Source organism: Flavobacterium sp. 25HG05S-40 (genome assembly GCF_052654735.1).
Window position 1 is genome coordinate 2481524 of sequence record NZ_CP199750.1, and the last position, 24243, is coordinate 2505766.

Genomic DNA, 24243 nt, shown 5'->3' on the forward strand with positions numbered 1-24243 from the left:
ATAATACTAAATCAATTGCGATATGAAAACACTTTATTTATTGCTGTCCAATTTGGCTTCCTTAGTTTTTGGATTTACGTTTGTGACCAATCTTAAATACTCTACTGATTTCAGCTATTTGCTGTTTATGACGATGTTACTTCTTTTATTTTTTATTTTTACGATTGTAACGATTATGAATTTTCCAAGAAGAATAAAATCGAAATCCTTATTTTACAACAGCTATTCCAATAAAAGAACTAAAAATGAAGCGTTTGACAAATCGTATTCTTTTATGAATGAATGAACACAAAAAAAAGACCGTCATTGAGACAGTCCTTTTTATGGTGTTTTGTATTTCCATTACTGTCTGCTTTGGACATAGTCAGATAACTCATCTACATTGCTACTGAACGAGAAAATACCATTAAGTTTAAAATAATTTCGAGGTTCGATACAAAAATCATAAGCAAATTTAGCAAACTCCAATTTGTTATCTTCAAAATCAAAGGTGTTGGCAATTTGTATAATTTGATCAACATTTAGGCAATTAGCAGTAATCACTTGTTTGGCTGTTTTAAGTCTGGTATCCTCAAAACTCTGATTCTTAATTGTTGACAACGCAGCATTAAAATTGCCAGAACTCATACAACTTCTTCCTCCGCATCCTCTAACCGATTCTTGATGGTCCACAACAGCACCACCAGAATGTGTTGTTGTAGTAGTGGTTTGTGTTACCACTTGTCCACCCACCGGATCATTAATTGAAATTCCCATACTAACTCCTTCTATGTTAACTCCAACCCCAATACTTGCTCCACCAGTTTGGGTAGTGGTAGTGGTTGTGGTTTGAGAAACACCTCCAATAGGCTGAACGACAACCTGACGAGGCTGACCGTAGTGAATTACATGTACATTCGATGGCGGAACAAAATCTGGACGAACCGGGATGGATGAAAAATAATTCATCTTCATCTTTGTTTTATTGTTTTTATCTCTCTTAATTTTATAGGTCACATCCGAAAAAATGCCGTCCACATCGGTAAGCATTAGATTATTTTTGGTAATATCTGTTAAAGTATTGTCCGCAAATCTAATTTTAGCATTGTAATACGGTTGGTTTAAATCCTCTACTCTCAAATTGGTTTGAGGAACATCATTGATCTGTTCTCCATTTAAAATTAAAGTAAACTTATCACCATCTTCTGAGAAAATAGTTAAATGACCGACTGGTCCTCCTGGCTGCGCAAATGATGTTGAACAAGTTAGTAGCAACATCACAAAAAGGGTAAAACTTCGTATCATAAATTTTTATTTTTTAGTTATTTTTTCTTGACAAATACGATGCCAAAATAAAAACTATTTTACTAACATCAAAAATTATTTGAAAGAGTGTATCTTTAAACTTTTAAAAATAACACTATTCATGACTAATGGTATCATTCTTATCCTAGCATTGATTTCTGGCTTAGCCATAGGCATTTTCATTGGAAAATCATTATTTGCAGCCAACTCAAAATCAGACAAAGCATCTCTTGAAGAAAAAATAAATGGCTTATTCCAACAGATTGAGCAATATAAAACTCAATTACATCAAATAGCGCTGGAACGCGAAACAATTCGTACTGAAAAAGAATCATTAGCAATTCAATTGTCAAAAAAAGAAACCGATTTTGAAAATCTTTGGGAACGCAATAAAGAGCAAAAAGAAGAAGTAGAAAAACTTCAAGAAAAATTCACTAAAGAATTTGAAAATCTGGCCAATAAAATACTGGAAGAAAAAACCACAAAATTTACCGAACAAAATAAAGAAAATCTTAAAAACATCTTGACGCCTTTGCAAGATAAAATTCAGCTTTTTGAAAAGAAAGTGGAAGACACACACAAAGAAAGTATTGATTATCATGCAGCCTTACGCCAACAAATAGTGGGCTTGCGCGAAATGAACGAACAGATGAGTAAGGAGACTTTAAATCTAACGAAGGCATTAAAAGGTGACAGCAAAATGCAGGGCAATTGGGGTGAATTGATTTTGGAACGTGTTTTAGAAAAATCGGGTTTAGAAAAAGGGCGCGAATATGAAGTGCAACAGAGTTTCACTACTGAAGACGGTAATCGCGTATTTCCCGATGTTGTGATTAATTTGCCCGATGGTAAGAAAATGATCGTCGATTCGAAAGTGACTTTAACCGCCTATGAACGATATATCAATGAGGAAGATGAGAACGAAAAAAGTCAGTATTTGAAAGAACACATACTAGCCATTAAACGTCATGTTGAGCAATTAGGAAGCAAAAATTATCATGATCTATATCAGATGGAAAGTCCGGATTTTGTCTTGCTCTTCATTCCGATTGAATCTGCTTTTGCCCTGGCGCTTAACGAAGACACATCGCTCTATAACAAAGCATTCGAGAAAAACATTGTGATTGTAACCCCTTCAACCCTGTTAGCAACCTTACGCACCATTGACAGCATGTGGGCCAATCAAAAACAACAGGAAAATGCTCTGGAAATTGCTCGTCAAGCTGGAGCATTGTATGATAAATTCGAAGGATTTGTGGCCGATTTAGTAAAAGTGGGTAACAAAATAAAAGACTCTAAAACCGAATATGATAACGCTATGAACAAATTAGTTGATGGTAGTGGCAATTTGATTAATAGAGTAGAAAATCTCAAAAAAATGGGAGCAAAAGCCAAAAAATCCTTACCCGAAAATATTTTACAAAGAGCTGCTACAGATGAATTTAATGGGTAATTCAATTTAAGGTATTATCATGTTAAATTAGTAGGTTTTTGTGGTTTCCATTAAACAATTCATAATTATTCATCCAATTTTCTTTAGTAATTCAATTATTGATAGGATATTACAAATTATTTATTATTTTTGGTTGCGAATTCAAAAAATTATGAAAAAACACTACTCCCTATCGCTTGTTTTCATATTGTTTTTAAGCCTTTTTATGGCTTGTTCAGACGATGATGATTATGTTCCAGTTGACAATCCACCAATAGCAACAGATGATACCGTTAGCAGTACTATCACAGCACCAGTTGTGATTCCTATTTTAGATAACGACACCACAGGTGGTATACCAGTTCCAACTACTGTAAGCATTGTGAACGGAGTAGATACCGACAGCAATGGTACTTTAAACGAATTAGTGGTCGCAAACCAAGGAACGTGGAATGTAGATGCAACGACAGGAGTATTAACTTTTACACCTACACCTACTTTTACAGGAAATCCATCTCAAATATCGTATAACGTCAAAGACTCTGATGGCAACGTGTCTAACGATGCCGTTGTTACCATAAATGCTGTAGCTATTGTTACTGTGGATTTAAATCAGGTACCGTATCCAAAACTATCCGATTATCACTTTTTTATGGGCGATATTAAAAATCTGATTCCATCATTAAATGTTGTTGCCTACGAGCCTGCAAGTAGTTTGTTCACCGATTATGCGTTGAAAAAAAGATTTATTTGGATGCCTTCTGACGTTAGGGCAACCTATACGGCTGACGATAAAGTTTTAGAGTTTCCTATTGGCACTATTTTGATTAAAAATTTCTATTACAATACCATACAACCGGGAAATACAACCAAAATTATTGAAACCCGAATCATGGTTTTAAAAGCTGATCGCTGGCATTTTTATGAATACATATGGAATGATTCACAAACAGATGCTGATTTAGTATCGGGAGCTGATTTTGAAAACGGCGATATCAAAAACTTTACTTTTCAGAAGCCTAATGGAGAAATTGTGAATGAGGAATACCGAATCCCATCTGAAACCGAATGTTATGCTTGTCATAAAATTAATGAAGTTAGAATTCCAATTGGTATTAAACCACAAAACATCAATCATAGTTTAGCGTACAACGAAGGAAATGTTAACCAACTTCAAAAATTAGTAAATCAAGGGTATCTACAAAGTTTCCCGAGTAATATTGTGTCAACTGTAGATTATCACGACACCACTAAGCCTTTGGACTTGAGATTCCGATCTTATATTGATATCAACTGTGCCCACTGCCATCAGGACTTAGCGCGATGTGATTATCGCTCTATTCGACTTGGCTTTGAAGAAACAGCAAACTCCACTAATTTGGGTGTTTGCATAGAAGCAGACGAGCCTATTAGTCCAACTTTAATGAGACTTATTAGTCCGGGCAATTATAACAAATCCATCCTCCATTACAGAATGAACACCAATGATGAAAGTGAAAGAATGCCTCTTTTAGGAAGAACTATCGTCCACGATGAAGGGATAGCGCTTGTACGAGAATATATTTTATCATTGACTCAAACTTGTAACTAAAACATAACAAACAGCAAAATAATTTAATATCCACTTTTACATGAAAAAAATTACTTCTTTTCTTGTTCTGTTCTTTAGCATTTCATTTGCTACAGCGCAAACAGACTGCAGCACTGCAGTAACCGTTTTATTGGGGTCAACTACAACCGCTCCAGCATTTACTGATGAAACTGGAACTCCTCCAACTTCGTTTTGTGGATTAAACAACAACAATGCTACACCAACAAAAGGAAAATGGTATAAGTTTACGGCTACTCAAAACATTGAAATCACCATATCTACTGCGCTACCTCAAAATGGTAATACAGATACCCGTATTATTGTCTACACTGGAAACTGCGGCTCTCTAGTTTGTGTTGATGCAAATGACGATTACAATGGATCCTTAACATCTCGATTAAGTTTTGCTGCAACTACAGGTACTACTTACACAGTAGCATTTGACAATCGTTATAGTAATAATGGTTTCGATTTTACCGTTATGGAAGCTGATCCACCTGCTGCCGATAGGCTTTCTTTCACTTCAACTTCAGTACCCGGAATAACTGGTGGTTATGACAACTGTATTGTAGATATGAATGGCGACTTCCTTGATGATATTGTTTCTGCTGTCAACACTACCCAATTGGTAATCACTTATCAGGGAGAAAATGGTGTTTTTTCTACCACTTCATACCCTATTACTAACACTACAGTATTACCTTCATGGAGTATAGCTGCTGGAGACTTAGACAATAATGGATTTAATGATTTAATTTATGGTTCAGGAAGTGGCGTATGTATTCTAAAAGCAAATGCCGATGGAACTGGATTTATAACTGACAGAAAACCACAGTCTTATTTAGTTCAAAGAACTAATTTTATCGATTTGAATAATGATGGTAAATTGGACATATTTGCTTGTGATGATAATGCTCCAAACCGATATTATATGAATGACGGAACAATCTTAACTCCAAATCAAGGTGGAATAGGCGACTTCCCAACCGGAGGAAACTATGCATCCAACTGGTTTGACTATGATAACGATGGCGATGTAGATATGTACTTGGCAAAATGCGGTCAAGGTGGTTCTGGTGTTGGAGGAAACATCGATCAATTACACAGAAATAACGGAGATGGAACTTTTACCAATGTTGCTAATGAAGCGAATATGGCAAACCCAGAGCAAACTTGGTCTGGTGCATGTGGTGATTTTAACAACGATGGTTGGATGGATGTTATCGTTGGAGTAAATTCGACGTCAAATGGTTCTTCCAATGTTAAAAGAAATAACGGAGACGGAACATTTACTAGCGTAACTGCTGGTTCAGGTTATGATACTACCAATGCTGTGGGTAGAGAATATGTAGCGCATGATTTTGATAACGATGGGTTTCTTGACGTATTAGGTTCTGGAAACAATATTATGTTTGGTGATGGTGCTTTCCACTTTACACCAAACCCAAATACCTATCCAGTATCAAATAACGACAGACCTGTAGGTGATTTGAATAATGATGGTTTCCTTGATATTCAGAATGGCACCAATGTATTGTTCAATAATGGAAACACAAACAAATGGTTGAAAATTAACTTGCGAGGCATGCAAAGCAACAGAAACGGAATTGGCGCAAGAATTGAAATCTATGGAAGCTGGGGCAAACAAATACGTGATGTTCAAAGCGGAACCGGATTTCAAAACATGAGTACCATTACAGCTCATTTTGGACTTGGTCAAGCAACAATAATTAATCAGATAATTATCAAATGGCCATCAGGAACTGTTGATACCCTTAATAACGTTAATCCAAACCAAAAACTATTAGTTGTTGAAGGTAGTACACTTGGTATCGATACATTCAATAATGGCTTATATTCAGTATTTCCTAATCCTGCTAAAAATCAAATTAATATTCAGCTAAAAGACAATTTGAATGTAACGCTTTCATCAGTATCTATTTATGATCTAAATGGTAAAGTTGTACTAACGACAGCTAATGTAAACCAACCAATCAACGTGGAAAATTTGACCATAGGAACTTATATCGTATCGGTTTCTGACACCGAAAACAAAACGTATACGCAAAAATTCATTAAAGAATAATACACTCTTTTTTATATAAGCTACAAAGCGCCCTTATTCAGGGCGCTTTTTTTTACCAATTGACTGCAGAAATTACGGCATTAGCAAAGAATACAGATTTATTTTATAAAATTCACTAAAAGCTAATTTAAAGACTAGATAATCAGCTAACATTTAATAAATTATAGAAATAATTACTATATTTGGTCTGCATTTTTAAATTGATATGAAAAAAAATTACTGTAGCTTACTTGCTGTATTTATTTCGCTTTTTATTTTTATTTCTTGCTCAGATAAGGAAGACTACACGCCTATTTCGCCCGTTACAGTTGATTTAACGCAGGTTCCCTATCCAAAATTATCTGACTATAAATTCTTTGAAGGTGAATTGAAAAACTTAATACCCTCATTGAATGTATTGCCTTATGAACCAGCATCCTCGTTATTTTCTGACTATGCGCACAAAAAAAGATTTGTATGGATGCCCGTCGGAACAAAAGCGACGTACTCTGCTGATGGAAAAGTCTTAGAATTACCTGTAGGAGCCGTTCTGATAAAAACATTTTATTACGATAACGTTCAAAATACTAACCCAGTAGGAGCAACAAGAATAGTTGAAACTAGGCTTATGATTAAAAAAGCTACGGGTTGGACATTTGCAGAATATGTTTGGAATACAGAACAAACAGAAGCCTATTTTGATTTAGCAGGTAGTAACACCGAAATTACTTGGAAAGATGAAAACGAAGTTATTAAAACTACTAACTACAGAATCCCAAACGAAGTACAATGCATCATCTGTCATAAAAATAAAGAAATGGTAGGTTCTACCCAAGTAGATACGTATATACCCATTGGAATCAAACCTCAAAATCTAAATTATAGTTACACGTATAACAACGGTACTATGAACCAACTTTCTAAATGGAAAGAACAAGGATATTTAGAAGGTAATTTTGCCATGCCAACGGCCGAAAATTCTGCAATCGATTATAAAGATAACACTAAGCCACTGGAATTAAGAGTACGCTCGTATCTGGACAGCAATTGCTCACATTGCCATGCACCGGATAGACACTGCGATTATAGACCGGTACGTTTCGCTTTTAGTGAAACTGGTGGAGCAAACGGCAGAACAAATATGGGTGTCTGCGTAGATACCGAAGATTTTAGCTTTGCTCCGGCATTAACCAAAATTATTAAACCAGGCGCCACCAACAGGTCTATGTTGTTCTACAGATTAAATACAACGGAAGAATCTTTCCGAATGCCACTTCACGGTAGAACCATTATTCATGAAGAAGGCGTCGAAATGATGCGGGAGTGGATCAATTCACTATCAACTTGTCCCTGAAAAAAAACAAAAACAATCAAATAAAAATCAAAAAAACAATGAAAAAAATTACTTTAATGATGACATTGCTCTTCATGGTTCAATTAACCATAGCACAAAATACTTGTGCAGAAGCAGTAGCAATTTCAGGTCCTGGAACCTATGCCGTAGGCGTAATTAACGGAACTCCTGCAACAATAATCTGTGCTGATAATGGGGTAAACGATCAGCCTAATCCTGGTAGCGAATGGTATGTTTACACTCCAACTCAAAACCGTACAGTGACAATATCAACCGATATTTCCGCGAATACTCCTAGAAAAGATACTCGCTTCCATGTGTATACTGGAACTTGTGGGGCTTTAACCTGCTTTAACGGAAACGATGATGGCGGATCCGAATTTTCGTCGGTGGCAACTTTTAATGTAATAGCTGGAACTCCTTATATTATTGCTTTTGACAACAAATGGTTGGATACTGCGAATAATACAGGTTTCAGTTTTCAATTAACAGAGGTACCTGTTGTTGTTCCGCCTGTGACGCCAATAACATACACTATTCAAAATATACCAACAGTTAACAGTGCCTACAACATTTGTGTGGTAGATATGAATGGTGATCATAATGATGATATCGTGGGTATCAGTAACAATAACATGAGAGTACATTATCAAGGTGCTGGTGGTACCTTTACAATGACCGATTATGCTGTTTCAGGAACGCATTTTATGCCTTCATGGAGCATGGCGGCTGGAGACTATAATAGAGATGGTCAAACTGATGTTGTATTGGGTAGCGGACAAGGCTTGTCGATATGGAAATCTGTGGGTTCAGCTGGGTATACTAACATCACTCCTGGTGACTACATTTTTTGCCAAAGAACTAATTTCGCCGACTTAAATAACGACGGAAACTTAGATGTTTTCTCGTGTCACGATATTGCCCCAAACTGTTACTATCTTAATGGTGGTGGAACTAACCAACCTTTAACTTTTTATCAGACCAATGTAACGCCAGGCGCGATGAATTTGGGTGATGGAGGCGGAAACTATTCGACCTTATTTACCGATTTTGATAATGATGGTGATACCGATGTATTCATCTCGAAATGTTCCGGACCTCCTTGTGAATTATATAGAAACGATGGAAACGGAATTTATACCGATATTTCAAATATTGCTGGTATCAATGTACCTACGCAAACGTGGTCGTCAGCTATTGGTGACTTTGATAATGATGGGGATATGGATATTATCATTACAGCAAGTTCTGGTACTCATAAATATTTCAGAAATAATCTAGATACCACCAATAGTGTTGAAGAAGCATACACGAATATAACTCCAGGTTCAGGATGGGATACCAATCCTTCGCTAAATATCGACAATGTTACTTATGACTTTGACAATGATGGCTTCCTTGATGTATTAGGTGGTGGCGGCAAAATAATGTATAACCAACATAACAGTACTTTTGCTCCTGTTGCTTATGCTGGAATAGGTGTTGGTGCTATAGGTGATTTAAATAATGATGGTTTCCTTGATATTTTAAACGGAGGTACTATTCGTTATGCTGTTCCCAACTCAAATAAATGGTTAAAAGTGGCCTTACAAGGTATCCAAAGTAATATCGACGGAATTGGTGCTCGTATAGAAATTCATGGCGCTTGGGGCAAACAAATCAGAGATATCCGTAGTGGTGAAGGATTTGAATTCATGAGCTCTATGAATGCTCATTTCGGTATAGGCCAAGCAACAACTATTGACCAAGTGGTGATCAAGTGGCCTTCTGGAGTTGTAGACACGTACAACAATGTATCTCCAAACCAAAGACTTTTAGTGGTTGAAGGTTCTACTCTAGCACTAAACTCATTCAATAACGGTGTGTTCTCGGTATATCCAAACCCTGCTAAAAATGTTGTAAACATTCAATTGAAAGAAAATTTAAGCATCAACTTAACATCGGCTTCGGTATACGACCTAACCGGAAAAGTAGTATTAACTACAACTGATTTCAATCAACCTGTCAATGTTGAAAAACTAGCTAGTGGAACGTACATTCTTTCATTGACCGACTCTGATAATAGAAATTACGGTCAAAAATTCATAAAAGAATAATCTTTTAAACCTAGACAAATAAAAAATGCCCCGATAATCGGGGCATTTTTTTGTATATAAAAGTTTCTTTTAGAAAACTCGCAACAAATTAAATCCAAAGAAAATATCTCCTTTGCCCCAGTCTCCTGTAGTATTTCCCAAAAATCCAGCTTCATGCATCCCTTGTGAACTACTAAAGTGCATTTGAAATACGTGACCTCCGGTATCTAAATCAACACCAATAGAAAGTGGGTCTTTAAAAGGTGAACTACTGGAACGATTCAAATGCGCTGCATAATCCACATTCACAGACCAACGCTTCGCAAACTTATAGCGACCACCCATTCCTAAAGCAAATTGGCTATTGTCCTGATTGTCATCTATCACAAAATTCTCGTGAAAGAACGTTGGTGCTAATTCTAACGACAATTTATTATTAAACTTTCGCGAAACTAAAAGCTGCGCTACATAAATCAGTCGGTTCTCAAATTTCATATTCGGATAGCTGTTTTCTTTCAGCGTGTTGTTAAAACCAATACTAGTAAATCCAGCTACAGCAATCGGAAAACCATTAGTTTCCTGTGATTTCAATAAATATTTTCCGGAAAAATCATAAGCCAACTCGCTTCGAGCTGCACTCACCGTAAACCAATCGTTTAGTCCGTATACAAATTTTAATTGGGTAACCGCATTATCCAAACCATAAGCGCCTTCAAAACCATCTTTAAGCGATCCAAATCGGTGCGCTACTATAAAATATAAATCGCCTTTAGAGGCCATCTTGGTCGACTCGATATTGACGATTTTTAATGCCTTGAATGCCGATTCCACTTTACTCTTTTGTGATGAGGCTGTGTCTACATCTTTAAGTAAATCCTCTTGTGCGAAAATCGCAGTTGGTAATAACAATAGTAATAGTAGCTTTTTTTTCATGTTTCTTTTTTTAGTTTTTATTGATTTATAGTGCATTGATCCATTTGAATTTCCTCTAACAAATCGTCGTAACCCACGACTCTTCCTTTCAAAGTTAGCGTATTTTGAAGTTTTACAGTAGATGGTATACCATTTGTACACCTGCCCAACAGCTTATCTTCTATAGTAATTATTTTATTCTTAAAATCTATGTTAGTAACTTTACCGTATATAGCAATAGTTTTATCTAGATATTTTGCATTTGCCAGACTGTCACTTTCCTGAAAGGCTTTATAAACCTCAGCTACAGTGGTAGTATATGAAACTGATTCTGATGCAATATCACGATGACTTTTGTACATATAGTTGTAGCCAATTACAGCCAATACTATAAGTAACAGTAACACAACAATTATTTTTTTTCTCATATTTATATTTTTTTAACTACAAATTTAATTATTTATTGATACCTCGTAATTTTTACTAACTTTAAAATCTATTTTTAATAAAAAAAGAAATCACTATGAAAAAAGTACTCCTTAGCTTATTTATTATTCCGGTAGCATTCTTGCAAATTAGTTGCAGTAATGATTCCACATCCGATTTAATCGATGACACTATTGTCGATGAAATCACTTACACCAACACCGTTAAAAGTATTATCGACAACAATTGTATCGCTTGTCATGCCGCTACTCCAATTAACGGAGCTCCTATGTCTTTAGTTACATACGAGGATGTTAAGAATGCGGTTTTAAATAGAGGTTTATTAGATCGAATTTCAAGAGCTCAAGGAGAAGGCGGAATGATGCCATTAGGCGGAACAAGACTACCACAGGCAAATATTGACAAAATCAATGAATGGGCCCTAAGCGGGTTTCAAGAATAAAACACCATTATTATGAAAAATATATTTTTAAGTATGTTACTACTAGCAAGTCTAAGTAGCATAGCGCAAACCAAAATGCTTACCAAAAACGGTAAATTAACGTTTGAAGCTTCGGTTCCTGCTTTTGAAGAGGTGAAAGCCAAAAACGAATCGGTTACTGTGGTACTCAATCCTGCTACTGGTGAAATTGCTAGTTTGGCTTTAGTGAAATCATTTCGCTTCAAAGTAGCATTGATGGAAGAACATTTCAACGAAAATTATATGGAAAGTGATTCCTATCCAAAAGCCACTTTTAAAGGTAAGATTGATAACTTTAACGTAGCAAAATTAACCGCAACCGCCCAAAACTTTACCATTAAAGGAAAACTCGAAATGCATGGCAAAACCAAAGATATTACGATCACCGCCGCCATCAAAAAAACGGGAGACGGTATTGATATCGATTCCAACTTCACCGTAAACACCGATGATTATGGCATTGACATTCCTAGTGTCGTAAGCAAAAAGGTCTCTAAAAAAGTCTCCGTAAAATTAGACGCTACTCTAAAATAAAAATAAGGCTGTAAGTAACTTACAGCCTTATTTTTTCATAGGAATTCAATTTATCGATATGGAGTATCGTTTTATTTTGATTGTGACTTTTTGAAAACATCGGTAAAAACTTGGCACCAAAAACTATTTCGCTAAAAGCGTACGAAGAGCGGCGCACTACTGTAGTACTAAACATATCATCAAATACTTTCAGAAAAACAAGCACCTCGCCTTCAATAGTAGCATAATCTTCTTCTGTCAGATTGTATAGCGGACTGTTCTCTGTGATGGGATGCACCAAAGTCCAACTCAGATTTAGGGCATTTATCCTTGACATTTCCAAATCGAGCGTGTAAAACTTATTGATCAAACCTCCTTTTTCATCCAATTTCATTCCCAAAGTCATTTTCACTTCAGCATCGGTCAGGTTGGTATTCTTAAATGGAGTCAAGCGCAACATCAACGCCGTTCCGTCTTTGTAAGGTGCAATCAAAGCATTTTCAGAAAACTTGATGTGTGCTTTGGGTTTACTAAATCGGCCATAAAACAAACCTGTAGCAATAGCAAAGCTGAGCAATCCGAATAGCGCTTCAACTGCTGCTATAAAACTCGTTACAAAGCCACTTGGACTCACATGCCCATACCCGACCGTTGTGAATGTTTGAATACTGAAGAAAAACGCTTGTCCAAATTTATCCAAAGCCGTCTCTGCCGTAACGCCGTTCAGATGCTCTACACCTATGCCATAATACATACTAGCAAAAACAAGATTGACCAAAAAATAAAAAAGAACAATGATGACCAAGAATTTCCAACGCGGAATATTCACCATGGTATGATACCAACTGATACTTTCAAAAAAACCGATGCCCGATGTTTTCACATTGGCATTACCGCTTTTCGTAAAAAAACGGCCACCATAACTAGAGGCATTGGTTCCGAAACCTGTATTGGTATCCGATTTCGCTTTGCTGTTTATTTTCTTCAGAAACTGCATCTCTTTATTAAAATTGTTTTTCCATTACATAATCATCCATAATAAAGCCCTGACCAATATCAATCACTTCTTCATAGCTGATGGTAAAGCCCAAATTGGTATAAAAATCTTGAGCTTTATTTTTTTTATTGACATTTAAAATCAATCCTTGCTGCTGATTTCCAACAGCTTGTTGGCTAATATAATCCACCAAAAGTTTCCCAATTCCTTTACCTTGAGCAGAGGACAACACATACAGCTTGTGGATTTTAGTTTTGGCAGTTTGCTTATAATGGAACTCAAAAGAGGCAAATCCCAGTGGAATAGTACCTTCTAAAGCCACTATAAAATGATGTCCCAACTCATGCGCTTGATGTTGCATAGCGGGAATACTATACATCATTTCCAACATATAATCAATTTGTCCGTCAGGCAGAATCGGGCCATACGCAATAGGCCACACTTCTTCGGCAATGGCGCGTATTGCAGCAAAAGTAGTGTCTTCGTTTTTTTTAATGGAAATCATGCTCCTTACTTTTTCAAATTTTGCTGATACATGGAAATCCAATCTTCAACGGAAATTTTAGCCGCTAATTGCCCGATAAGCTCAAACGGAATATCCTCTGGTTTCTTGAAGCGAATACAGCTTTTCCCCATATCTAATTTTGATTTGGAATGTTTTGGATACTCAGCCACAAACCAATCGTATATAGTTGGACTTGCATAAATCCCCATATGATATAAGGCAATAAATCCTTTTTGTGAGGCAAGATTGATAAAAGGCAACGGCAACTTTGGATTGCAATGATACCCGTCTGGAAAAATACTATGAGGTACTACATAGCCTAACATTCCGTAGCTCATTACTTCTTCAAAACCGTTTGGCAAATTATCCTTGAGGGCAGTAGTAAGCTTGAGCATCGCAGGTTTTCTATCCTCTGGTAGTTCTGCCAAATACTGTTCTGGTGTTGTTGCTTTTGATGCCATACTTTAGTTTATTTTTAGTGTCTCAAAAATAGAAATAAATTTAATAGATTTACACTTTGATCTTTATAACCATTTCCTATGTCGAGAAGTCCATTACGAAAAGACAAAACCTGCCTCAATTGCCGCTACGTAGTAGAAAACAGATTTTGTCCGAATTGCGGTCAGGAAAATACGGATACCCGAAAAACCTTTCACCATCTTTTTGTACACTTCTTTGAAGATCTAACCCATTATGAAAATTCGTTTTGGAAAACCATTCGAAACCTCTTAGTTAAACCCGCAGCGCTTACCAAAGAATACCTTTCGGGAAAAAGACTTTCGTATTTGGCGCCAGTTCGACTCTACATCTTCATCAGTTTTGTTACGTTTTTTGTCATCTCCGTATGGCCCAATGACGAAAATGAAATCGACAATATAGTCGATATGAATCAGACTCAAACCGTTAAAGTCGTGGGTAAAGATGGCAAAGTAAGAGATAGTGTCATTTCGGCAAAAAAGATAAAAGCGTCTGAAGTACTCGCCAAGTATCAAAAAGAGATGGAAGACCAAAAAGTGTCGAATGAAAAGCAAAATGAAGGCTTTTTTAATATGGGCTATCTCAATGTCCGTCAATTAGATTCGATGCAAAAATATGGTCCCAAAGACGAAAAGCTGTCCGACTGGGAATACAATATGATTAAAAAAACCTTAGTCATCAAAGCCAAATACACCCGAAAAGAATTGATGGAGAAGTTTTTTGAACAGGCCAAAAAGAACTTCCCGAAAACCTTATTTATTTACATGCCGCTGTTTGCTTTTATTTTATGGCTGTTCCATGGCAAAAAGCGTTGGTATTATTTTGATCATGGGATTTTTACCTTACACTATTTTTCGTTTTTACTATTAATAACGTTGATACTGTTCTTTGTAAGGAAACTGATGAACTGCTTTGAGGATAACGGACTAATTTCGTTTCTTGATGGTGTGATCAAATTTGGGGGTTACGCTTGGATGTTTTATTACTTCTTTCCGGCGCACCATCGTTTTTATGGCGAATCCAGAGCAATATCGCTACTCAAAAGTATCGCTATCTTTTTCATCAATCTCATTCTCATGCTTTTTGTAGCAGTGGCATTGATGTTGTATTCTATCATAAGCATTCAATAAAAACATATGAAAAAAGTGCTCTTTCTACTAAGCGTCATGGTGCTTTCAAGCTGTTCCTCTAAAAACGGAACTACCACCAAAACTTCCTCAACTCAAGAGGCTTCTGATTATTTTAGTGCTATAACGACCGACCGACTGCGAACCAATCTCACAGTTATTGCGTCGGACGAAATGGAAGGTCGTGACACCGGAAGTGAAGGTCAAAAAAAAGCAGGTCGCTTTATAGTCGATTTTTATCAAAAAAATGGTATTGCCTTTCCTAAAGGAGCTACGAGTTACTACCAACCCATTCCAGCGGCCTATCTCAACGCTAAACGCAATGAAAACCTAAAGGATTCCGAAAACATTTGGGCTTTTATTGAAGGTACCGAAAAACCCGAAGAAATAGTGGTTGTTTCGGCGCACTATGACCACATCGGAACAAGAGGCGGTCAAGTCTATAATGGTGCTGATGACGATGGCTCAGGTACCGTAGGTATTATGGAAATAGCCGCGGCTTTCCAAAAAGCTAAAAACGAAGGCCACGGCCCTAAACGTTCTGTCCTGATCATACACATGACGGGCGAAGAACACGGTTTACACGGATCACGGTTTTATTCTGAAAACCCTTTATTTCCTTTGGCGAATACCGTTGCCAATGTTAACATTGATATGATAGGGCGTCGCGACAACCTACATCCGGAAACCAACAAGTACATCTATTTGATTGGTTCTGATTACCTATCAACCGATTTGTACAACCTCTGTGAAGCGGTAAAAAAAAAAACAACTTGCTAACCTTGGACTATAAATACAACGATAAAAAAGACCCGAACCGCTTTTACTACCGCTCGGATCACTACAACTTTGCCAAAAACGGCATTCCATCGGTATTCCTGTTCAACGGAACTCACGAGGACTACCACAAAGCCACAGATGAAATTGATAAAATAGAATTTGACGCCCTAACCCTCAGAACCCAATATGCCTTTGCCATTGCCTGGGAAATCGCCAACAGAAAAGACAAATTGGTCGTAGATAAAACCGACGGAAGATAAAAACAAAAAAAGTCCTGAAAATTCAGGACTTTTTGATTAAGGGTGGCTGACCGGGTTCGAACCGGCGACCCTCGGCACCACAAACCAATACTCTAACCAGCTGAGCTACAACCACCATTTTAACGGGTGCAAATATAATGCAAAATCTTTTCTTATGCCAAGAAAAAAAGTAAAAATTATTTTAAATTGCTTAAGCTGTTGACAGCCAAATATCTTTCAGCCGTAAAACCTTCAGCATACTCCACGCCTACCAAACGCCCTAAATCCTGCGAACGGTAATGGATGCTTTCCAAGAAGTTTTTGGTAGCAATAGGCGTTATTGGTTCGTTGGAACCTTCAGTATAAAACTGCGAACTATAAGCCAATATCGAAGCCGTTTTTTGCGCAACAAAATCGGTGATATCTACCACAAAATCAGGTGTGATGTTTTCCCACTGAATGTAATGGTATACTACCTTTGGTCGCCAAGCTTCTTGACTTTTCCCGTCCACCATAGTTTCTATTTTTCGCAAACCGGATAAAAAACAAGCATCTGAGACTAATTTACTGCCTTTACCGTGGTCAATATGGCGGTCGCGAATCGCATTGCACAACACAATATCGGGTTGGTATTTGCGAATCATCTGAATGATTTTAAGTTGATGGGCTTCATCGTTTACAAAAAAACCATCGCGCATATCCAGATTTTCTCGTACCGAAACCCCCAAAATCTCCGAAGCTTTAGTCGATTCCGCATTTCTGATTTCCACAGAACCACGGGTTCCCAATTCGCCTCGAGTCAAATCGATAATCCCGACTTTCTTGCCCAAAGCAATCTCTTTGGCAATCGTACCACTGCAACCCAATTCTACATCATCAGGATGTGCTCCAAAGGCTAATATGTCTAACTTCATATCGTTATTTTCTATGTTATATGTTCTATTCTCTTTGCTCGATATTCTATTTTCATCACTACACCAAAATCCTTTTCATGGTCATCGACTTGTTGACCGTTTCGAGGTATTCTGCAGCAGGAATACTGTCTTTGGTAATGCCGCAGCCTACAAATACCCGAGCTTTATCTTTTAAGATTCGCATACAGCGCAAATTCACAAATAAATCGGTTTGCATCGTCTTAAACGTCACCAAATCGATATTCAATTCGCCTAAATATCCCGAATAATATTCCCGATTATAGCCTTCGCGTTCTCGGATAAAAGTCAGAGCTTCTTGTTTGGGCAAACCACATACTGCAGAAGTCGGATGCAACGATTCGATTAGCTTTTTGAGCAGCTTTCTCGATTTCAATGTAGCCGAAATATCGGTTTTGATATGCCACAGATTGCCCGCCATCACGGTATACGGACTGGAAAGCGTCACTTCTTTGACCAAATCTTTCAGACTTTCAACAATAAAATCGGTTACCAATTGCTGTTCGGTTTTTTCTTTTGCTTCCCAGATGACATTTTCAGCAGTAGTAGCTACTTGTGTACCAGCCAAAGCCACCGTTTTGAAGTCATTGCCATTCGTTTTTAAAAATTGTTCTGGTGTGGCACCTATCCAAGTGCCTATTTTGGGATGCGAAAAACAATATTTAAAGGCATTTGGGTAATGATGTATCATTTTGCGCATCGTTTGCTGAATATCAAACTGTGATATAGCCACATCTTCCTTGCGGGAGAGTACTACTTTTTGAAATTTCTTTTCGTTTATAGCTGCAACAGCATCAGCCACCAAGTCTTCAAAGAAATCCTTCCCAATAAAGCTACTGGCATTGGAGAAAGGGTCTTCTATAAAATAACCTTTGCTGTGCACAGTATCCACATAAACATCGGCAAATTCCAAAGGAATAAACGGAACTTCATCAGCATCAAACGGCGCAAAAACAAAGCCTTTTTCTTCGAAACTGTCTAAAAAGTACAGGTGGTCGTTTTTTTGAAACACCCCAACAATCCTATCCGAATCGGGTTTGCAGTATACCGCAAACGGTAGGTTCTGTTCTTGTTGAATTTTGACTTTTAGGAATAAATCGGTCATTGTCTTCGGGGTAAAATCATGTTAGTCAACTTGCAAAGCGATATTAATCTTCCTTCTTCATCGGTAATTTTGATTTCCCAAAGATGAATGCTTCTACCTTTGTGGATAATCTTTGCCGTAGCAAAAACAGTTCCTTCGCGTTTCGATTTCAAATGATTCGCCGAAATCTCGATGCCACGCACTTCCTGCTTCTCGGTATTGATAAACAAAAAAGAAGCGGCACTTCCAACACTTTCGGCAAGGGCAACCGAAGCACCGCCATGGAGCAATCCCATAGGTTGATGCACTCTAGGATTTACAGGCATTTTAGCGGTCAGGAAATCTTCGCCGGCATCAATATATTCTATCTCTAAAGACTCCATTAATGTGTTCTTACACCAATCGTTACAAAGTTGGAGTAGTTTTTCTTTATTAAAGGACATAGCTTTTTTTTGTAAAAATACTACTTATTTGGCATTAGCGAAACACTAACAATATAATAAAGCAGTGTTTTTTGCGTTATCTAAAACAATTGGACTCATTTCCAAATTTTCAAATTTTCAAATTAAATACATACATTTACCACCCGAAGCCTTTTGGCTGAATTGTACAACGTAAAAATTCCTATTGCAGATGCGTAAAATTATTTTCCTTTTATTTATTGGTTTAGCCATTACCCTTAGTTCATGCCGTCAAGACTTTGTATTTAATGCCAGTACCGGAGATTTAACGTTTTCAAAAGACACCATTTATTTGGATACTGTTTTTACCAATATCGGTTCTAGTACGTACACGTTAAAAGTATACAACCGCAGCAGTAAGGATATTAAAATACCCACGATAAAATTAGGCAAAGCCACTTCTAAATACCGAATGACCGTTGACGGGATGACCGGTATTGATGTAGACGGAAATGGTTTAGGTGACGGAAGAGAATTTCGCGAAGTAGAATTATTGGCCAAAGACAGTATGTATATTTTTATTGAAACCACGGCCGGAATTGCCGATGCAAATCCGACTGATTTTTTATACACCGATCAAATTCAGTTTGACAGCGGTGCTAACCTGCAGACAGTAGAATTGGTCACGCTGATTCAGGATGCGTATTTTATCTTTCCTAACAGAGAAAACGGCATTACCGAAAGCATTCCGATTGGTGTTGACGAAGACGGAACCATTTTAGAAACCAACGGACGAAATCTTAGCCATACACATCCCGACAACGGTGATGAATACGTTTTTAAAACCGATAAACCCTACGTTGTATACGGCTATGCTAGTGTCCCTAATGGAGAAACACTTACAATTCCGGGCGGAGCAAGAGTGCACTTTCATTCCGAGTCCGGTTTGGTAGTACAACAAGGCGGCAGTCTCAAAATTACAGGTGATGTTTCAGCTACTGAAGCTCTCGAAAACGAAGTCATTTTTGAAGGTGATCGATTAGAGCCGGGCTTTTCCAATGTTCCAGGACAATGGGGCACAGTGTATCTCCGACAAGGAAGTGTCAATCACAGCATTAAGAATTTAACGGTTAAAAATGCAGTTATAGGTTTACTGGTAGAGAACAATTTTGGTACTACAATGACCATCGAAAACACGCAAATTTACGATTGCTCTAATGTGGGATTGTTGGCCAGAGCGGCTAAAATTGAAGGTAAAAACATGGTAATCAATTCGGCCGGAGTAGCAACATTAGCTTGTACTTTGGGCGGAAGCTACGAATTCAAACAGTGTACGTTTAACAATAACTGGTCGAGTTCAAGACAGGTAGCAGTTTTGGTAGACAACTATTATACAGACAGTGATACCAACCAACAAGTAGCCTTTGATTTGGTAAAAGCTGACTTTAAAAACTGTATTATATTTGGCGGGAATCAGGTAGAATTATTGGTAAATAAAAGTACAGATACCAGCAAACAATTCAACAAATTGTTCAGTAAATGTCAAATCAAATTTAACAATACCAACAATCAGTTTACGAACAATCCGGATTATGCGTTTATTAATGACACTAGTGAGATTATTAAAAACGGCACTGTAGATTTCCAAGATATTTTCAACAACAAGCTCTTTATTGGAGAGGCTTCTGCAGGGAATGGTTTCGGAAATGATGTTGGTGTTCCTGTGGATATTTTAAACACACCACGTGTTATTCCTAACATCGATTTAGGAGCGTATCAGCATATCACTTTTCCGGATTAATTTAAAAAGCTGCTTTTCGGATTCATTTATTTACCCTAAATTTGCAGCAAACTTCCTGTCGGCAGACAGGCAACAACACACACTAAAATAACTACACAATGATTCATTTCTTCGGAAACGAAAGTACTACTGTTTTTGCCGTTCAAACGCAAAACGAACTTTCGGCAGAAACCATCTCAAAATTAAACTGGTTATTCGCTAACGCCTATAAAATAGAAAAATCCGTCCTGACGGATTTTTTTATTGGCCCTCGTGCCGCCATGATTACGCCTTGGAGTACCAATGCTGTAGAAATTACCCAAAACATGGGAATTGAAGGTATTGTTAGAATAGAAGAATTCCAAAAAGTGGCATCCAACTTCAACGATTTTGACCCTATGCTTTCGCAAAAGTACAGCGCGTTAGATCAGGATATTTTTACCATCAACATCCAACCGGAACCAATATTAGAAATTGAAAATATTGGGGCCTACAACCAAAAAGAAGGGTTGTCTCTGAGCGAGGAAGAAGTTGCTTATTTAGAAAATCTTTCTGTAAAGCTAAACCGAAAATTGACCGATTCTGAAGTTTTTGGCTTTTCACAAGTCAATTCAGAGCATTGCCGTCACAAGATTTTTAATGGAACTTTTGTCATTGATGGTGTTGAAAAAGAGCTGTCGTTATTCAAGATGATTCGCAAAACATCCGAACTTAATCCAAATGATATTGTTTCTGCTTACAAAGACAATGTGGCTTTTATCAAAGGCCCGACAGTAACACAGTTCGCCCCAAAAACCGGGGACAAAGCCGATTATTATCAGGAAAAAGAATTCAATTCGGTTATTTCTATAAAAGCCGAAACACATAATTTCCCAACCACTGTAGAGCCTTTTAATGGCGCGGCTACGGGTTCTGGCGGCGAAATTCGGGATCGTTTGGCTGGTGGACAAGGTTCGTTGCCTTTAGCAGGAACTGCTGTATACATGACAGCCTACTCCCGATTAAACGACCAGCGATCATGGGAAAACGGCATGACTGAGCGAAAATGGTTGTACCAGACGCCGATGGATATTTTGATAAAGGCTTCCAATGGTGCTTCTGATTTCGGAAATAAATTTGGACAACCTTTAATCACGGGTTCGGTCCTAACTTTTGAACACGAAGAAAACAACCGAAAGCTGGGCTTTGATAAAGTGATTATGCTTGCTGGTGGCATTGGATACGGAAAAGAAGAACAAGCCAAAAAACATAAACCTAAAAAAGGCGATGCCATTGTCGTGCTTGGAGGTGAAAATTATAGAATCGGAATGGGTGGCGCGGCTGTTTCTTCGGCTGATACCGGCGCTTTTGGTTCTGGAATTGAGTTGAATGCCATTCAGCGTTCCAATCCTGAAATGCAGAAAAGAGCGGCAAACGCTATCCGAGCCTTTGTAGAAAGTGATGTTAATCCGATTGTATCGATTCACGATCATGGTGCTGGTGGTCATTTGAACTGCCTATCCGAATTGGTTGAAGAAACTGGCGGTTGGATTGACTTGGATAAATTACCAGTCGGCGACCCAACCTTATCTGCCAAAGAAATCATTGGTAACGAATCACAGGAACGTATGGGATTGGTTATTGGTAAGGAACATATCGAAACGTTGCGAAAAGTAGCCGAACGTGAACGAGCACCAATGTACGAAGTGGGAGTAGTTACCGATAATCATCGTTTTATATTTGAAAGCGCTTCTACCGGTGAAAAACCCATGGATTTTGCTTTGGAAGATATGTTTGGAAGTTCTCCAAAAATTATAATGACTGATACTACTTCCGAAGTAAAATATACAGAAATTGAGTATACTCAAGATAAGATACAGCACTATTTGGAGCACGTGTTACAACTCGAAGCTGTGGCATGCAAAGATTGGCTAACCAATAAAGTAGACCGTTGCGTAGGCGGAAAAGTCGCCAAACAGCAGTGTGTTGGTCCGTTACAACTGCCTTTGAACAATGTAGGTGTGATGGCATTGGATTATCACGGAAAAGAAGGTATTGCTACCACAATTGGGCACTCTCCTATTTCGGCATTGATCAATCCGGCTGCAGGTTCCCGAAATTCTATAGGTGAAGCCTTGTCGAATATTGTGTTTGCGCCTTTAAAAGACGGACTAAAAAGTGTTTCCTTATCAGCCAACTGGATGTGGGCATGTAAAAATGAAGGCGAAGATGCGCGTTTGTATGAAGCAGTAGAGGCTTGTTCTGATTTTGCTATCGAGTTGGGCATCAATATTCCCACAGGAAAAGATTCGTTGTCGATGAAGCAAAAATATCCTAACGCCGAGGTGATTGCGCCAGGAACGGTTATCATTTCAGCTGCCGGAAATTGTTCCAATATTACAAAGGTAATTGAACCTGTTTTACAGAAAAAGGGAGGTTCCATCTACTATATCAATCTTTCGCAGGATGCATTTAAGTTGGGCGGAAGTTCTTTTGCACAGACTCAGAATAAAGTAGGAAATGAAACTCCCACCATCAAGGATGCTGCCTTCTTTAAAAAAGCCTTCAATGCTATTCAAGATTTAATCAAAGATCGACAAATAGTTGCGGGACATGATATTGGTTCTGGTGGATTGATTTCCACTTTATTAGAAATGTGTTTTGCCGATGTCCATCTGGGAGCAAAAATCGACTTCAGTGCTTTTGCAGAAAAAGATTTGGTAAAAATCCTTTTTGCTGAAAACATTGGTGTAGTGCTTCAGGCGAAAGAAGATACTGTTTTTGAGAAAGCATTAGACGGAGTAGAGTTCTTTAAAATTGGAACCGTTGTCGAATCAGATTATTTGAAAATAGGTACTTCTCTTACAATAGATATTCCAGAAATGAGAGATAAGTGGTTTGAAACCTCTTACCTACTCGATCAAAAACAAAGTAAAAACGAAAAAGCGAAAGAGCGTTTTGCTAATTATAAAAACCAAGCGTTACGCTATAGTTTCCCAGCACATTTTACGGGTAACAAACCAGAATCCTACCACACAAAACCACGTCCGAAAGCAGCAATTATTCGGGAAAAAGGAAGTAACTCCGAGCGTGAAATGGCCAATGCATTGTATTTGGCAGGCTTTGATGTAAAAGATATTCACATGACCGATTTGATATCGGGTCGAGAAAACCTAGAAGATGTTCAGTTTATTGGTGCTGTGGGAGGGTTTTCGAATTCAGATGTTTTGGGTTCTGCTAAAGGTTGGGCCGGAGCTTTTAAATACAACGAGAAAGCCAATATTGCTTTAAAGAATTTCTTTAAACGAGAAGACACCCTTTCAGTTGGAATTTGTAACGGTTGTCAATTGTTTATGGAATTGGAATTAATCCATCCAGAACATAAGGTTCACGGTAAAATGCAGCATAACGACAGTCACAAACACGAAAGTATTTTTACCTCAGTAACAATTCAGAATAACCATTCGGTGATGTTAAAAACCCTTTCCGGTGCTACTCTTGGAGTTTGGGTTTCGCATGGCGAAGGAAAGTTCCATTTGCCTGAAGCAGCATCTGAATACAACATCGTTGCAAAATACGCTTACGAAGGGTATCCAGCAAATCCTAATGGCTCTGACTACAACACCGCTATGTTATGCGACAAAACAGGACGTCATTTAGTAATGATGCCCCATATTGAACGTTCTACATTTCCTTGGAATTGGGCTCATTATCCTAACGACAAGAAAGATGCAGTTTCGCCATGGCTAGAGGCGTTTGTAAATGCCAAACTCTGGTTGGAAGAGAAGTAGGATTTAAGATCTTGAGAA

20 protein-coding genes, 1 tRNA gene and 1 pseudogene are annotated in these 24243 nt (G+C 37.8%); 12 read left to right on the forward strand and 10 right to left on the reverse strand.

Going from position 1 to position 24243, the window contains the following annotated elements; genetic code table 11:
- The first annotated feature begins 22 nt into the window (after positions 1-22).
- A complete protein-coding gene (locus ACULEU_RS10735) occupies positions 23-286 on the forward strand; it encodes a hypothetical protein (protein ID WP_445452589.1) in 264 nt (87 codons plus the stop codon).
- A 56-nt stretch (positions 287-342) separates the two neighbouring features.
- On the opposite strand, the gene ACULEU_RS10740 is transcribed toward ACULEU_RS10735, so the two are convergent.
- Positions 343-1284: a DUF4476 domain-containing protein gene (locus tag ACULEU_RS10740; RefSeq protein ID WP_445452590.1), complete on the reverse strand. Its 942-nt coding sequence runs from the start codon at positions 1282-1284 to the stop codon at positions 343-345.
- A 121-nt stretch (positions 1285-1405) separates the two neighbouring features.
- Here ACULEU_RS10740 and rmuC point away from each other — a divergent pair, with 121 nt between their 5' ends.
- From rmuC to ACULEU_RS10765, 5 genes are all read left to right on the forward strand, one after another.
- Positions 1406-2737 carry a DNA recombination protein RmuC gene (gene rmuC, locus ACULEU_RS10745; RefSeq protein WP_445452591.1) on the forward strand — a complete coding sequence of 444 codons (1332 nt, stop codon included), beginning with the start codon at positions 1406-1408 and terminating at the stop codon, positions 2735-2737.
- Between the two features lie 151 nt (positions 2738-2888).
- Positions 2889-4307, forward strand: coding sequence for an Ig-like domain-containing protein (locus ACULEU_RS10750; protein WP_445452592.1), 1419 nt, complete (start codon positions 2889-2891; stop codon positions 4305-4307).
- Positions 4308-4347: 40 nt separating this feature from the next.
- Complete coding sequence (locus tag ACULEU_RS10755) at positions 4348-6393, forward strand: FG-GAP-like repeat-containing protein (protein ID WP_445452593.1); 2046 nt, start codon at positions 4348-4350, stop codon at positions 6391-6393.
- A 205-nt stretch (positions 6394-6598) separates the two neighbouring features.
- Positions 6599-7726 carry a hypothetical protein gene (locus tag ACULEU_RS10760; protein ID WP_445452594.1) on the forward strand — a complete coding sequence of 376 codons (1128 nt, stop codon included), beginning with the start codon at positions 6599-6601 and terminating at the stop codon, positions 7724-7726.
- A gap of 38 nt (positions 7727-7764) precedes the next feature.
- A complete protein-coding gene (locus ACULEU_RS10765; protein WP_445452595.1) occupies positions 7765-9822 on the forward strand; it encodes an FG-GAP-like repeat-containing protein in 2058 nt (685 codons plus the stop codon).
- Between the two features lie 69 nt (positions 9823-9891).
- Here the strand turns inward: ACULEU_RS10765 and ACULEU_RS10770 are convergent, their stop codons facing one another.
- Both ACULEU_RS10770 and ACULEU_RS10775 read right to left on the reverse strand, forming a co-directional pair.
- A complete protein-coding gene (locus ACULEU_RS10770; RefSeq protein ID WP_445452596.1) occupies positions 9892-10734 on the reverse strand; it encodes a DUF5777 family beta-barrel protein in 843 nt (280 codons plus the stop codon).
- Between the two features lie 17 nt (positions 10735-10751).
- Complete coding sequence (locus tag ACULEU_RS10775; protein WP_445452597.1) at positions 10752-11141, reverse strand: OB-fold protein; 390 nt, start codon at positions 11139-11141, stop codon at positions 10752-10754.
- Between the two features lie 95 nt (positions 11142-11236).
- On the opposite strand from ACULEU_RS10775, the gene ACULEU_RS10780 reads away from it, so the two are divergent.
- Together ACULEU_RS10780 and ACULEU_RS10785 are read left to right on the forward strand one after the other, a co-directional pair.
- The gene (locus ACULEU_RS10780; protein WP_445452598.1) at positions 11237-11602 is read left to right on the forward strand and encodes a hypothetical protein; all 366 of its coding nucleotides are present in this window, start codon (positions 11237-11239) and stop codon (positions 11600-11602) included.
- Between the two features lie 12 nt (positions 11603-11614).
- On the forward strand, positions 11615-12154 hold the full coding sequence (locus ACULEU_RS10785) for a YceI family protein (RefSeq protein ID WP_445452599.1): 540 nt from the start codon (positions 11615-11617) through the stop codon (positions 12152-12154).
- Between the two features lie 19 nt (positions 12155-12173).
- On the opposite strand, the gene ACULEU_RS10790 is transcribed toward ACULEU_RS10785, so the two are convergent.
- Genes ACULEU_RS10790 through ACULEU_RS10800 form a run of 3 tightly spaced genes read right to left on the reverse strand, consistent with a single transcriptional unit; the run spans position 12174 to position 14096 of the window.
- Positions 12174-13130: an ion channel gene (locus ACULEU_RS10790; RefSeq protein WP_445452600.1), complete on the reverse strand. Its 957-nt coding sequence runs from the start codon at positions 13128-13130 to the stop codon at positions 12174-12176.
- A 7-nt stretch (positions 13131-13137) separates the two neighbouring features.
- Positions 13138-13635, reverse strand: a complete 498-nt coding sequence (locus ACULEU_RS10795) for a GNAT family N-acetyltransferase (protein ID WP_445452601.1) — start codon at positions 13633-13635, stop codon at positions 13138-13140.
- Positions 13636-13640: 5 nt separating this feature from the next.
- Positions 13641-14096: a DUF1801 domain-containing protein gene (locus ACULEU_RS10800; protein WP_445452602.1), complete on the reverse strand. Its 456-nt coding sequence runs from the start codon at positions 14094-14096 to the stop codon at positions 13641-13643.
- A gap of 78 nt (positions 14097-14174) precedes the next feature.
- Between ACULEU_RS10800 and ACULEU_RS10805 the strand changes: the two genes are divergently transcribed.
- Together ACULEU_RS10805 and ACULEU_RS10810 are read left to right on the forward strand one after the other, a co-directional pair.
- Positions 14175-15242: a DUF3667 domain-containing protein gene (locus ACULEU_RS10805; RefSeq protein WP_445452603.1), complete on the forward strand. Its 1068-nt coding sequence runs from the start codon at positions 14175-14177 to the stop codon at positions 15240-15242.
- Positions 15243-15248: 6 nt separating this feature from the next.
- Positions 15249-16279: pseudogene (locus ACULEU_RS10810) on the forward strand (M28 family peptidase).
- A 41-nt stretch (positions 16280-16320) separates the two neighbouring features.
- Here the strand turns inward: ACULEU_RS10810 and ACULEU_RS10815 are convergent.
- The 4 genes from ACULEU_RS10815 to ACULEU_RS10830 all read right to left on the reverse strand — a co-directional run bounded on the left by ACULEU_RS10815 (position 16321) and on the right by ACULEU_RS10830 (position 18717).
- A tRNA-His gene (locus tag ACULEU_RS10815) sits at positions 16321-16394 on the reverse strand.
- 61 nt (positions 16395-16455) lie between these two features.
- On the reverse strand, positions 16456-17172 hold the full coding sequence (bshB1, locus tag ACULEU_RS10820; protein WP_445452604.1) for a bacillithiol biosynthesis deacetylase BshB1: 717 nt from the start codon (positions 17170-17172) through the stop codon (positions 16456-16458).
- 58 nt (positions 17173-17230) lie between these two features.
- Entirely contained in the window at positions 17231-18295 is a 1065-nt protein-coding gene (locus tag ACULEU_RS10825) for a chorismate-binding protein (RefSeq protein ID WP_445452605.1), read from the reverse strand.
- Positions 18292-18717 carry a PaaI family thioesterase gene (locus ACULEU_RS10830; RefSeq protein ID WP_445452606.1) on the reverse strand — a complete coding sequence of 142 codons (426 nt, stop codon included), beginning with the start codon at positions 18715-18717 and terminating at the stop codon, positions 18292-18294. The genes ACULEU_RS10825 and ACULEU_RS10830 overlap by 4 nt, the downstream gene beginning before the upstream one ends.
- Positions 18718-18907: 190 nt before the next feature.
- On the opposite strand from ACULEU_RS10830, the gene ACULEU_RS10835 reads away from it, so the two are divergent.
- Positions 18908-20476, forward strand: coding sequence for a hypothetical protein (locus tag ACULEU_RS10835; RefSeq protein ID WP_445452607.1), 1569 nt, complete (start codon positions 18908-18910; stop codon positions 20474-20476).
- A 98-nt stretch (positions 20477-20574) separates the two neighbouring features.
- The gene (gene purL / locus ACULEU_RS10840) at positions 20575-24225 is read left to right on the forward strand and encodes a phosphoribosylformylglycinamidine synthase (protein ID WP_445452608.1); all 3651 of its coding nucleotides are present in this window, start codon (positions 20575-20577) and stop codon (positions 24223-24225) included.
- Positions 24226-24243: the final 18 nt, after the last annotated feature.

Bases quoted from the DNA above. Each gene is read 5' to 3' on its own strand.
- ACULEU_RS10735 (WP_445452589.1), top strand. From the start codon at position 23: ATGAAAACACTTTATTTATTGCTGTCCAATTTGGCTTCCTTAGTTTTT.
- ACULEU_RS10740 (WP_445452590.1), bottom strand. From the start codon at position 1,284: ATGATACGAAGTTTTACCCTTTTTGTGATGTTGCTACTAACTTGTTCA.
- rmuC (WP_445452591.1), top strand. From the start codon at position 1,406: ATGACTAATGGTATCATTCTTATCCTAGCATTGATTTCTGGCTTAGCC.
- ACULEU_RS10750 (WP_445452592.1), top strand. From the start codon at position 2,889: ATGAAAAAACACTACTCCCTATCGCTTGTTTTCATATTGTTTTTAAGC.
- ACULEU_RS10755 (WP_445452593.1), top strand. From the start codon at position 4,348: ATGAAAAAAATTACTTCTTTTCTTGTTCTGTTCTTTAGCATTTCATTT.
- ACULEU_RS10760 (WP_445452594.1), top strand. From the start codon at position 6,599: ATGAAAAAAAATTACTGTAGCTTACTTGCTGTATTTATTTCGCTTTTT.
- ACULEU_RS10765 (WP_445452595.1), top strand. From the start codon at position 7,765: ATGAAAAAAATTACTTTAATGATGACATTGCTCTTCATGGTTCAATTA.
- ACULEU_RS10770 (WP_445452596.1), bottom strand. From the start codon at position 10,734: ATGAAAAAAAAGCTACTATTACTATTGTTATTACCAACTGCGATTTTC.
- ACULEU_RS10775 (WP_445452597.1), bottom strand. From the start codon at position 11,141: ATGAGAAAAAAAATAATTGTTGTGTTACTGTTACTTATAGTATTGGCT.
- ACULEU_RS10780 (WP_445452598.1), top strand. From the start codon at position 11,237: ATGAAAAAAGTACTCCTTAGCTTATTTATTATTCCGGTAGCATTCTTG.
- ACULEU_RS10785 (WP_445452599.1), top strand. From the start codon at position 11,615: ATGAAAAATATATTTTTAAGTATGTTACTACTAGCAAGTCTAAGTAGC.
- ACULEU_RS10790 (WP_445452600.1), bottom strand. From the start codon at position 13,130: ATGCAGTTTCTGAAGAAAATAAACAGCAAAGCGAAATCGGATACCAAT.
- ACULEU_RS10795 (WP_445452601.1), bottom strand. From the start codon at position 13,635: ATGATTTCCATTAAAAAAAACGAAGACACTACTTTTGCTGCAATACGC.
- ACULEU_RS10800 (WP_445452602.1), bottom strand. From the start codon at position 14,096: ATGGCATCAAAAGCAACAACACCAGAACAGTATTTGGCAGAACTACCA.
- ACULEU_RS10805 (WP_445452603.1), top strand. From the start codon at position 14,175: ATGTCGAGAAGTCCATTACGAAAAGACAAAACCTGCCTCAATTGCCGC.
- bshB1 (WP_445452604.1), bottom strand. From the start codon at position 17,172: ATGAAGTTAGACATATTAGCCTTTGGAGCACATCCTGATGATGTAGAA.
- ACULEU_RS10825 (WP_445452605.1), bottom strand. From the start codon at position 18,295: ATGACCGATTTATTCCTAAAAGTCAAAATTCAACAAGAACAGAACCTA.
- ACULEU_RS10830 (WP_445452606.1), bottom strand. From the start codon at position 18,717: ATGTCCTTTAATAAAGAAAAACTACTCCAACTTTGTAACGATTGGTGT.
- ACULEU_RS10835 (WP_445452607.1), top strand. From the start codon at position 18,908: ATGCGTAAAATTATTTTCCTTTTATTTATTGGTTTAGCCATTACCCTT.
- purL (WP_445452608.1), top strand. From the start codon at position 20,575: ATGATTCATTTCTTCGGAAACGAAAGTACTACTGTTTTTGCCGTTCAA.